This is a genomic window from Metabacillus mesotrionivorans (genome assembly GCF_052171315.1).
Classification (GTDB): Bacteria; Bacillota; Bacilli; order Bacillales; family Bacillaceae; genus Bacillus_P.
Genome location: NZ_JBQMFF010000012.1, coordinates 1 through 10,368, shown reverse-complemented (window position 1 = coordinate 10,368; position 10,368 = coordinate 1). Strand labels below are relative to the sequence as shown.

General features: G+C 44.6%; 14 protein-coding genes. 12 read left to right on the top strand and 2 right to left on the bottom strand.

The genetic code is table 11. The features are described 5' to 3' along the window. The first annotated feature begins 78 nt into the window (after positions 1-78). The 10 genes from rplQ (at position 79) to salA (ending at position 7,386) form a co-directional block, all read left to right on the top strand. A complete protein-coding gene (rplQ, locus tag ACTSEZ_RS19650; RefSeq protein ID WP_029282773.1) occupies positions 79-441 on the top strand; it encodes a 50S ribosomal protein L17 in 363 nt (120 codons plus the stop codon). Positions 442-620: 179 nt separating this feature from the next. Next, positions 621-1,463, top strand: a complete 843-nt coding sequence (locus tag ACTSEZ_RS19645) for an energy-coupling factor ABC transporter ATP-binding protein (RefSeq protein ID WP_369735982.1) — start codon at positions 621-623, stop codon at positions 1,461-1,463. Beyond that, positions 1,439-2,305 (top strand): energy-coupling factor ABC transporter ATP-binding protein, encoded by an 867-nt coding sequence (locus ACTSEZ_RS19640; protein ID WP_369735981.1) that lies wholly within the window; start codon positions 1,439-1,441, stop codon positions 2,303-2,305. Before ACTSEZ_RS19645 ends, ACTSEZ_RS19640 begins: the two co-directional genes overlap by 25 nt. Further along, positions 2,302-3,099, top strand: coding sequence for an energy-coupling factor transporter transmembrane component T family protein (locus ACTSEZ_RS19635; RefSeq protein ID WP_369735980.1), 798 nt, complete (start codon positions 2,302-2,304; stop codon positions 3,097-3,099). The genes ACTSEZ_RS19640 and ACTSEZ_RS19635 overlap by 4 nt, the downstream gene beginning before the upstream one ends. A gap of 9 nt (positions 3,100-3,108) precedes the next feature. Then, on the top strand, positions 3,109-3,849 hold the full coding sequence (gene truA, locus ACTSEZ_RS19630) for a tRNA pseudouridine(38-40) synthase TruA (RefSeq protein WP_369735979.1): 741 nt from the start codon (positions 3,109-3,111) through the stop codon (positions 3,847-3,849). Between the two features lie 153 nt (positions 3,850-4,002). Continuing rightward, on the top strand, positions 4,003-4,440 hold the full coding sequence (rplM, locus tag ACTSEZ_RS19625; protein WP_070875209.1) for a 50S ribosomal protein L13: 438 nt from the start codon (positions 4,003-4,005) through the stop codon (positions 4,438-4,440). 20 nt (positions 4,441-4,460) lie between these two features. Beyond that, a complete protein-coding gene (rpsI, locus tag ACTSEZ_RS19620) occupies positions 4,461-4,853 on the top strand; it encodes a 30S ribosomal protein S9 (protein WP_029282760.1) in 393 nt (130 codons plus the stop codon). 135 nt (positions 4,854-4,988) lie between these two features. Beyond that, a complete protein-coding gene (locus ACTSEZ_RS19615) occupies positions 4,989-5,429 on the top strand; it encodes a DUF2521 family protein (protein WP_029566217.1) in 441 nt (146 codons plus the stop codon). 72 nt (positions 5,430-5,501) lie between these two features. Continuing rightward, positions 5,502-6,215, top strand: coding sequence for an N-acetylmuramoyl-L-alanine amidase CwlD (gene cwlD, locus ACTSEZ_RS19610; RefSeq protein ID WP_369735978.1), 714 nt, complete (start codon positions 5,502-5,504; stop codon positions 6,213-6,215). Between the two features lie 112 nt (positions 6,216-6,327). After that, on the top strand, positions 6,328-7,386 hold the full coding sequence (gene salA / locus ACTSEZ_RS19605) for an iron-sulfur carrier protein/transcriptional regulator SalA (RefSeq protein WP_369735977.1): 1,059 nt from the start codon (positions 6,328-6,330) through the stop codon (positions 7,384-7,386). A 166-nt stretch (positions 7,387-7,552) separates the two neighbouring features. On the opposite strand, the gene gerD is transcribed toward salA, so the two are convergent. After that, positions 7,553-8,191, bottom strand: coding sequence for a spore germination lipoprotein GerD (gene gerD / locus ACTSEZ_RS19600; protein WP_369735976.1), 639 nt, complete (start codon positions 8,189-8,191; stop codon positions 7,553-7,555). A 142-nt stretch (positions 8,192-8,333) separates the two neighbouring features. On the opposite strand from gerD, the gene ACTSEZ_RS19595 reads away from it, so the two are divergent. Beyond that, positions 8,334-8,939 carry a KinB-signaling pathway activation protein gene (locus ACTSEZ_RS19595; RefSeq protein ID WP_369735975.1) on the top strand — a complete coding sequence of 202 codons (606 nt, stop codon included), beginning with the start codon at positions 8,334-8,336 and terminating at the stop codon, positions 8,937-8,939. A 35-nt stretch (positions 8,940-8,974) separates the two neighbouring features. Here the strand turns inward: ACTSEZ_RS19595 and pdaB are convergent, their stop codons facing one another. After that, complete coding sequence (gene pdaB / locus ACTSEZ_RS19590; protein ID WP_029282748.1) at positions 8,975-9,739, bottom strand: polysaccharide deacetylase family sporulation protein PdaB; 765 nt, start codon at positions 9,737-9,739, stop codon at positions 8,975-8,977. Between the two features lie 121 nt (positions 9,740-9,860). Between pdaB and ACTSEZ_RS19585 the strand changes: the two genes are divergently transcribed. Continuing rightward, positions 9,861-10,073 carry a hypothetical protein gene (locus ACTSEZ_RS19585; RefSeq protein ID WP_029566213.1) on the top strand — a complete coding sequence of 71 codons (213 nt, stop codon included), beginning with the start codon at positions 9,861-9,863 and terminating at the stop codon, positions 10,071-10,073. The last annotated feature ends 295 nt before the right edge of the window (positions 10,074-10,368 follow it).

Sequence of the window (10,368 nt, the reverse complement as noted above, 5' to 3'; positions counted from 1 at the left end):
GACTAGTTAACAAGTTAACTAGCGTTTTCGCGTGTTTCTAAAATTAACACACAGTACTAACGAAGGAGGGAACACATAATGCCTTACAGAAAATTAGGACGTACAAGTGCTCAGCGTAAAGCGTTACTTCGTGATCTTACTACAGATCTAATCATCAGCGAGCGCATTGAAACTACTGAGGCTCGTGCGAAAGAATTGCGTTCAACTGTAGAAAAAATGATTACTTTAGGTAAACGTGGGGATCTTCATGCCCGCCGCCAAGCTGCTGCTTACATCCGTAACGAGGTAGCTAACGAAGAAGGCACGCAAAATGCACTTCAAAAACTATTCAGTGACATCGCACCGCGTTACTCAGAACGCCAAGGCGGTTACACGCGCATAATGAAACTTGGACCTCGCCGCGGCGACGGAGCACCAATGGTCATTATCGAATTAGTTTAATCATTATTTTCTTTACTCAGAGGGCGGGTCAGTTTTCCTGAAAACTGGATCTATGCCCTTTTTTTGTACACTCAGGCAGCCTCTCATCGTGATGAGGGGCCAATGAGTGCCGCAGCAGAGACAGAATAGAAGAGCATGGCTTTTGCGCCTGCGCAGGAGTACAGGTGAGGGAGGCAGCGATGGAAGAGACAATTATTGAAGTGGATCAGGTTACATTTCAGTATCATGAAGACGATGCAAGACCCGCCCTTAACGCTGTTTCGTTAAGTGTGAAAAAAGGCGAATGGCTTGCTGTTGTCGGACATAATGGTTCCGGCAAATCAACCCTTGCCAGAGTCCTCAACGGTCTTATACTGCCGCAGCACGGCCGCGTCGCCGTAAACGGCATTCCATTAAATGAAGACTCGATTTGGGAAGTTCGCAAACAAGTCGGCATGGTGTTTCAAAACCCGGATAACCAATTTGTAGGAACGACCGTTAAAGATGATGTGGCTTTTGGTTTGGAAAACCACGGAGTGCCGCGGGAAGAAATGAAAAAGCGCGTCGAATGGGCTACTCAAAAAGTGAAGATGGAAGCATTTCTCGATCAAGAGCCGCACCATCTTTCAGGAGGCCAAAAGCAGCGCGTGGCCATTGCGGGTGTCATTGCCGTTCAGCCGCAGATCATTATTTTAGACGAAGCTACATCGATGCTTGATCCGCAGGGGAGAAGCGAAGTGATGGAGACAGTACGCGAGCTTAACAGACAGGGGATTGTAACGGTCATTTCGATTACACACGATCTTGAAGAGGCCGCGAGAGCAGACAGAATTATCGTTATGAATGGCGGAGAGAAATTTGCCGAAGGCTCGCCTGAAGAGATTTTTAAACTCGACCGCAAGCTGGTTGAAATAGGACTTGATCTGCCTTTTTCCTATCAGGTCAGCATGAAGCTGAGAGAAGCAGGCATTGCCCTCTCAAAGAACTACTTAGACGAAGAAAGCCTGGTGAATGAACTGTGGACATTACATTCCAAGAGCTAGAGCACAGATATCAGGCTCGAACGCCATTTGAACGTCTTGCGCTGCATGACATAAACCTTGAGATTAAAGATCGCTCCTTTGTCTCGATCATCGGCCATACCGGTTCAGGCAAATCAACCATTCTTCAGCATCTGAATGGACTGCTTAAGCCTACAAAAGGTTCTTTGACTGTTAGTGATCGTAAAATCGAAGCAGGTAAAAAGATCAAAGATCTGAAACCGGTCCGCAGGGCAGTAGCCATCGTTTTTCAATTTCCGGAGCATCAGCTTTTTGAGGAAACGGTTGAAAAGGACATCATGTTTGGTCCTATGAATTTCGGCGTCCCAGAAGAAGAAGCACGGGAAAAGGCACGCAATGCTTTAAAGCTGGTCGGGCTTCCTGAAAACGTACTTCAGAAGTCACCGTTTGATTTGAGCGGCGGTCAAATGAGACGGGTGGCTATAGCTGGAGTTCTTGCCATTGAGCCTGAAGTCCTCGTGCTTGATGAACCGACTGCAGGGCTTGACCCGAGCGGAAGGAAAGAGATCATGGATCTTTTCTACTCTCTTCATAAAAGCAGGTCACTTACAACCGTTCTGGTCACACACAGCATGGAGGATGCCGCCCGCTATTCAGACGAAATTGTGGTTATGCACAAAGGCACCATACAGATGAAAGGCACGCCTGAAGAGATTTTCAGCCAGTCTGAAGTGCTTGTCTCAGCAGGTCTCGATCTTCCTGAAACCGTAAAGCTTCAAAAGACGATTGAGCAGAAGCTCGGGAAAGAGTGGAAAGGAATCTCACTTTCAATCGATGACCTTGTCAGCATGGTTGTACGCGGGATCAAAGGTGATGCCCTATGATGAACAGCATGATTATCGGCAAGTATGTTCCCGGCGCCTCCCTCATTCACAGAATGGACCCCCGTTCAAAGCTCACGATGATTTTTCTGTTTGTATTTATCGTGTTTTTTGCCAACAATGCGGTGACGTATGCCATTCTCGGATTGTTTACCCTTTTTATCGTCGGTGCGACAAAACTGCCGCCAAAATTTCTATTGAACGGCTTAAAGCCAATCATATGGATTATCCTTTTTACGTTTATTCTGCATATTCTTGTGACAAAAGAAGGTCCTGTCCTGTTTGAAGCCGGATTTCTTACGGTTCACCGGGAGGGAGTGATCCAGGGGATTTATATTTCCCTCAGATTTCTGTTTCTTATCCTGCTTACGACCATCCTTACGTTAACAACCACACCGATTGAAGTAACAGACGGAATGGAAAGCCTGCTGCATCCTTTTAAAAAAATCGGCCTCCCTGTCCACGAACTTGCGCTGATGATGTCGATCTCACTCCGGTTTATTCCGACCCTTATGGAGGAAACGGATAAAATCATGAAAGCGCAGATGGCAAGGGGAGCAGACTTTACAAGCGGACCGATTAAACAAAGAATCAGCGCCATCATTCCGCTGCTTGTGCCGCTGTTTATCAGCGCGTTTAAGAGGGCGGAAGAGCTTGCTGTTGCGATGGAGGCAAGAGGCTACCAGGGCGGCGAAGGAAGAACGAAGCTTCGCGAGCTGACGTGGAGAGCCATTGATACGATCATACTCAGCCTGCTGATTGCTGTAGGCATTATTCTATTACTACTGCGTTCATAGGAGTTTACAATGAGGGTAAAATGCACCGTTTCATATGACGGAACAGGTTTCAGCGGATTTCAGATTCAGCCCGGACAGAGGACCGTTCAGGGAGAAATTGAAAAAGGCCTGAAAAAACTGCATAAAGGGCAGGAAGTGAAAGTTTTTGCATCAGGCAGAACGGATGCAGGTGTTCATGCCATCGGCCAGGTTCTTCATTTTGATACAGAGATCTACATCCCGGAGAACAGGTGGCCGAATGCCTTAAATTCGCTCCTTCCCGGAGATGTGGCCATTCAGGCTGCATCATTTACTGAAGACGACTTTCATGCAAGGTACCATGTCCGTGCAAAGGAATACCGCTATAAAGTCAGCCGCTCGGAAGTCCGGGATGTGTTCAGCCGGAATTATGCGTATCATTATCCGTATAAACTTGATTATGTAAAAATGCGGGAAGCGATAAAGTTTTTGATCGGCACCCATGATTTTACAAGCTTCTGTTCAGCTAAAACAGATAAAGAGGACAGAATCAGAACTTTATATGATATCGAATTTTACGAAGAAGACGATGTTCTGACATTCCGGTTTGTCGGTGACGGATTCCTTTACAATATGGTCAGAATCCTTGTCGGAACCTTGATGAATGCCGGACGGGGAGTGCTTGACCCGTACCGGATTCCAGACATCCTGAAGGCGCGTGACCGTTCAATGAACGGGAAAACAGCCCCGGGTTCAGGATTATATTTATGGAAAGTTTACTATGACAACTAAACCAGGTGTAACATTATCTTGACAATGTTGCCCGGACGTTATAAACTATCATATGGTATGTATTTCAACCCCACAAATAAGCCCCGGAAGAGTTTATCTGTGTTTTGAAATAGAATGATTAAATTTTAAATGAAAGATATTGGAGGGAAAATCATGCGTACAACATATATGGCGAAAGCAACTGAAGTTGAACGTAAATGGTTCGTGGTAGATGCTGCAGGCAAAACTCTAGGTCGTCTTGCCAGCGAAGTTGCATCTGTTCTTCGCGGAAAACACAAACCAACTTATACACCACACGTAGACACTGGTGATCATGTAATTATCATCAATGCAGCACAAATCGAACTGACTGGAAAGAAACTGACTGACAAGATCTACTACCGTCACAGCCAATTCCCAGGCGGACTAAAATCAAGAACTGCTCTTGAAATGCGTACAAACTACTCTGAGAAAATGCTTGAACTGGCAATTCGCGGAATGCTTCCTAAAGGTTCTCTAGGACGTCAAATGTACAAAAAGCTGCATGTATATGCAGGCAACGAGCATCCACACCAAGCACAACAACCTGAAGTTTACGAACTTCGCGGTTAATTATTAAGGAGGTTATTAATTTGGCACAGGTTCAATATTACGGTACTGGCCGTCGTAAAAGCTCAGTAGCGCGTGTTCGTCTCGTTCCAGGCGAAGGCCGTATTGTTATCAACGATCGTGAAGTAAAAGACTATATCCCATTCGCAGCTCTAATCGAAGACATCAAACAACCGCTTAACTTAACTGAAACAGCTGGAAGCTATGATGTTTTAGTAAGTGTTAATGGCGGTGGATTCGCTGGCCAAGCTGGCGCTATCCGTCACGGCATCTCACGTGCACTTTTAGAAGCAGATCCAGAATACCGCGGCACTCTTAAGCGTGCAGGTCTTCTGACTCGTGACGCTCGTATGAAAGAACGTAAAAAATACGGTCTTAAAGGCGCTCGTCGTGCACCTCAGTTCTCAAAACGTTAATTTTTTCTTCAAAAACCACAGCGGTTCTGCTGTGGTTTTTTATTTTCTCCAAAAAAATTCGCCGCCCGCAGACAATCTTTACCTCGCATGAAACCGGCCCCCGGAAAAACAATAGACTGAGGGGGCATATACATCATGGAAAAGATTACTTCACTTTCAGATAAACGAAGAGAAAAGCAAATAAACTATGAGCGCATTATCCTGAAAGAATTGACGCTCACCCAGCTGAAGGCGAAAGCCTATGAGTGTTTCGGTGTCTATATGCATTCAGGATCGATTGATTATTCCGCCATTGAAGAAGGCTGCATCGATTATTCTATAGAAGCCTTCCTGCTCGGTGCCAGCTACAGCAGATTCGGCTATTACGGCGAACCGCAGAAGTCAGTCAGCATGAGGTCAAGCAGGGAGGAAAAAGAGTTAACTGACCAACTATTTGATTACATGCTTATATGGGGAAACCACGGTGATGATTTTAAAAACGAATCGGTTTACTATGCATGTGAGCACCTGATTCATTCATGGTGGTCAGAAGGGTTTGAAAAAGGAGCAAAGAGGCTGAAGCTCAGACTTCATTAAAACGCTATTGCCTAATCATATTTCCTGTTTGTCCGCCATATAGTGGTAAAGGACGGGCAGGAGGGTGGAAAAATGAAAAACAAGCTGAGATGGTTTGGCTTTGGCGCTGGCTTCATCTTATTACTTTTATTATTTCAATTTCAATTTAATAACGACAGCTCTTGGAAGTCCTGGAATCTGCCGCTGACAGGAAAGGTTATCTACATAGATCCCGGGCACGGCGGACCGGACGGCGGAGCGGTAGGAACGGAGCATCTGGAAAAAGACATTGCCCTTGCCATTTCAAAGCAGATCAGAGACTATCTGCAGGAACAGGGGGCACTCGTCCTTCTTACACGAGAAAGAGATACAGACCTTGCCGATAAAGATACGAAGGGCTATTCAAAAAGAAAAGGCGAGGACCTGAGAAAGCGCCTGGAGCTGATTAACGACTCAGAAGCAGATATGTATTTAAGTATTCACCTTAATGCTATTCCATCCAGACAGTGGAGCGGGGCACAAACGTTCTACCATTCCAAAATGGAAGAAAACCAGGTGCTTGCAAAATTTATTCAGGATGAACTAAGGCGCAACCTGGAGAACACTGACCGCAAAGCCAAGCAGATGAATACGATTTACCTGATGAAACATATCGATAAGCCGGGTGCTCTGGTAGAAGTGGGTTTCCTGTCTAATCCCGATGAAGCGCGCCTTCTTGGCACAGAGGAATATCAGGATAAAGTGGCGGCTTCTATTTATAACGGCATCCTGCGCTATATGACGAACGAAAAAAATCCTCCTGAGTAGGGATGGATTTTTTTGTTTTCCCTGAATGCCTTAAGCTATAAAGCCAGGAGTCCCAATTTTCTTTCAAATTATGATATACTGATGAAAACGAATACAACAAAGGGTGGTTAACATGCTGAATGAGCAAACAGCTCGCAAAATCGTCGGAGAACTAAAAGAACCTTTTTTACATAGAAGCCTTGAAGAACTGAATGCCATAGAAGAAATTTCAGTGAAAGCTGAGAAAAACCATATCAGCATGAAAATCGGTATTGCAAAGACAGGGACGTCCGAGCAGATGCAGCTTCAGCAGGAGATTGTCGCCAAACTCAAAGAAGCAGGAGCAGGCACAGTCGGTCTTCGCTTTACAGAACTTCCCCAGGAAGTAACAGCAAAATACCAGGCGCCTAAACAAGAGGATCCTTCTCTGCTGTCATCAGCCAAGCAGCCTGTCTACATTGCAATTGCCAGCGGTAAAGGCGGCGTCGGAAAATCGACTGTTTCCGTTAACTTGGCGGTGGCTCTTGCCCGTCTCGGCAAAAAAGTCGGACTTATTGATGCGGATATCTACGGATTCAGTGTGCCGGACATGATGGGTATTACGAAACGTCCTGTTGTAAGGGGAGAGAGAATCATTCCGGTTGAGCGTTTTGGCGTCCAGGTCATCTCTATGGGCTTTTTTGTAGAGGATAATGCACCGGTCATCTGGAGAGGGCCGATGCTTGGAAAAATGCTGAATAACTTCTTTCAGGAAGTAGAGTGGGGAGATCTTGACTATCTGCTTTTAGATCTTCCTCCCGGCACCGGAGACGTAGCGCTTGATGTTCATGCAATGCTTCCTTCCTGCAAAGAAATCATTGTAACGACTCCGCATCCTACAGCTGCTTTTGTTGCAGCAAGAGCGGGTGCTATGGCGCTTAGAACAGACCATGAAGTGATCGGTGTCGTTGAAAACATGTCCTATTTTGAAAGCAGAACAACAGGAGAGAAAGAGTATGTCTTCGGCAAAGGCGGCGGAGAAAAGCTTGGACAGGAGCTTAATGTCCCGGTGCTTGGAAATATTCCGCTTCAGCAGCCTGACTGGAACGAAAAGGACTTTGCTCCTTCTGTATATGCAGCAGATCATCCTACTGGAGAGATTTACTCATCAATTGCTAAAAAGGTTGCAGAGATTGTGCCTGTAAATGTATAAACAAAAGCGCCAACGTTTTGGCGCTTTGCTAAAGGTATGTGACATTTAGAGCGTAATTGTCCAGCGCCCCGGTACTCCGGCGCAGCGGATCCGGCGGAAAAGTCAAACCCGGACTTTTCAGCCGGGTCCTTTTCTGTCTGTCGATCCCTGAGCAGGGCGCTTTTCTCTACTGGCCGCCTTGTCCGGATTCTTCGGACTTGCCGCCTTGCCCTGAGTCCTCTCCGCTGCCGCCTGAGCCACCGCCGCCTTGCTGGTTTGTTTCTTTAGCTGCTTTCAGCAGAGTTTCTTCAAGCTTGGCTTTAAACAGGGGACTTTCAATCGTCTCTGTGATGACCTCCTGAAGGTGTTTGCGGTATTCCTGGCTTTGGAGAACTTTCATCGTCTGTTTCTCCATCTCAGGATTTTCAAGGACGCCAATGAGCATCTTTTGATACTCCGGGTCTTTCATCAGCCCTTTAATAACCTTCTCGTGTTCGGTCTGAAGGCTTTTTGCAAAGCTTTCACTGAACTTTGGATCTTCAAATGTCTTTTTCCAGAACTCCTGTCCCTTTTCAGACGTCAGGGTTTTGGAAATGGTGTCAGAGACAACTTTCTGATCCATAATCAGGTTTTGCTTCATATCATCATTTTTAAGAATTTCCTGAATGGCTTTTTTTCCATCATCGGTTTTTAAAATATCGACAACCATTTTCTTTGTTTCTTCATAATCGAGCTGTCCTGAAGGCTGATCTTTAGGTGCGCAGCTCGCAAGGAAAAAACACATGGCTGTAAGTGTCAGAATTGAGAGCAACCTTCGCTTTTCCATCATGCAAAGCTCCTTTCCATTTAAAGTTGCTTATTTCTAATATGAATGAATCGGACTGTTTTAATACTGGTAATTAACATAGCTTTTTACAAAAGACACTGGTAAAATTTTTGGAGTAGAATACATATTGGGGGATACAATTGTGAACAGTAGAAATTGGGTTCGGTTATTTTTATCGACTCTGCTTGTTGGCGGCATCACTACGAGTATTACTGGTTTTGCCTTAAGGTGGGGAGATTATAAAGAATTTTTCATATCGTTTGACATTGTTGAGATTCTCTCCATTTTGCTTTGGCTTGTTGGAGTCGGATTTATTTTCAGCATCATCAGCCAAATGGGATTTTTCGCATATTTGACGATTCACCGGTTCGGACTTGGAATCTTTCGTACGGCTGCTTTATGGAATGCCATTCAGATCGTGCTGATACTGTTTGTTATCTTTGATTTGGTCTATTTCCGCTATCAGCTGTTTGCAGCGGAAGGTGATTCGGCTGTTCCTTATATGATGGTTGCCTTCTTTTTGCTGTTATTCAGTGCAGCGGTCGCTTATATCAAGATGAAACAGACAAACAAAATGGCTTTCATACCGGCCCTGTTTTTTATGACAGTCGTTACAACGGTCGAGTGGGTGCCTGCATTGCGTGTAAATGAAGGTGACTGGCTGTACTTAATGCTGATTCCGCTTCTTATATGCAATGCCTATCAGCTGCTGCTCTTATCTAAATTATCACAAACTAAAAAAAGCTAAGCCCTGTTTTTCCGGGCTTAGCTTTTTTCATAAGGTTATTTAACTTCCGTTGATTTGGCTGTTCCTCCCGAAATTAAATCCGCTACCGTCACGTTATTCAGGCCTTTTTGTTTCAGCCCTTCAACAATCTGCGGAAGTGCTTTCTGAGTCTGTTTGGCGGAATCAGAGGCATGAAGCAGAATAATATCTCCTCCCTGAACCGCATCATTTACATTTTTCACAATGGTGCTGACACCGGGATTGGTCCAGTCATCTGAATCTACACTATAATGAACGACAGTGTATCCGTATCTTTCGGCAATCGTCAGGATCTCCTGATTAAAGTTGCCTGTAGGCGGCCGGAGAAGTTTTATATCTTTCAGTCCGAGTTCGCTGAATACATCCTGCGCCATGAGAATATCACGCCGTATTTCATCTGCCTCAAGCGAGGTGTAGTTTTTATAGGCGTATCCCATGCTCCCTACCTGGTGTCCATCCTTTACAATTTGCTTCACTATCTCAGGGTGCCGCTCAGCCCAGGCTGCTGAAAGAAAAAAGGTCGCATTTGTCACACCATTTTTCTTCAGAGTATCAAGAATCGGCTTTGCCTTTTCATCCCCCCAGCTGATGTCAAACGTAAGGGAAACGCTGTTTGCTTTCTCTTCTCCCCTGAAAACAGCCTTTGGCCCGTCTGCTGTTGAGAAAACAGGAAATTGAAGGACATTTTCTATATATAAAATACCGGCAGTAAAGAGAGCGGCAATGACAATGATGAGCAGCTGTTTCACTTTTTTTATATGCAGTACATAGAAATTGTTCATTCTGATCAGCCCCGTCCCTAATGTTCTTGTCTCATATGTATGCCAAGCTGTGAAGAATATGATTAGAAAAATTCAAGTTGTGCCATAATGATAAAACTTACGCATCTCAGAGGAGGATCATATGTCAAAAGGGTTTATCTTCAATGATAAAGAAGCTCAGGAAATGGAGCTGCTGCTTGAACAGGAACTTCAGATCATAAGCAATATTCTTATTGACGACAGTCTCACATTTGTTCAAAAAAGATCACTTCTTGAAAAAAGAGAATTGCTGGGCAACTTATACAAAATCATAAGCGGGAAAATTGATTTTCATTTTATGAAAAATAATTTATAAAACGTATTGACCTTGAAGTGGAAATGGTGGTATATTATTCTTCGTCGCTGAAAAACAAATGAATTTTTAAAGTCTTAAAAAACTTCAAAAAATCCTGTTGACACAGTGATGGTCACCATGTTAAATTATATAAGCCGTCACCACTGACGAGCGAAAATGATCTTTGAAAACTAAACAAAACCAAAAGCGTACCAAACGTTTTAAATTTTTAAGTCAGCAACATTTATGAGTCACAAATTTTCTTCGGAGAGTTTGATCCTGGCTCAGGACGAACGCTGGCGGCGTGCCTAATACA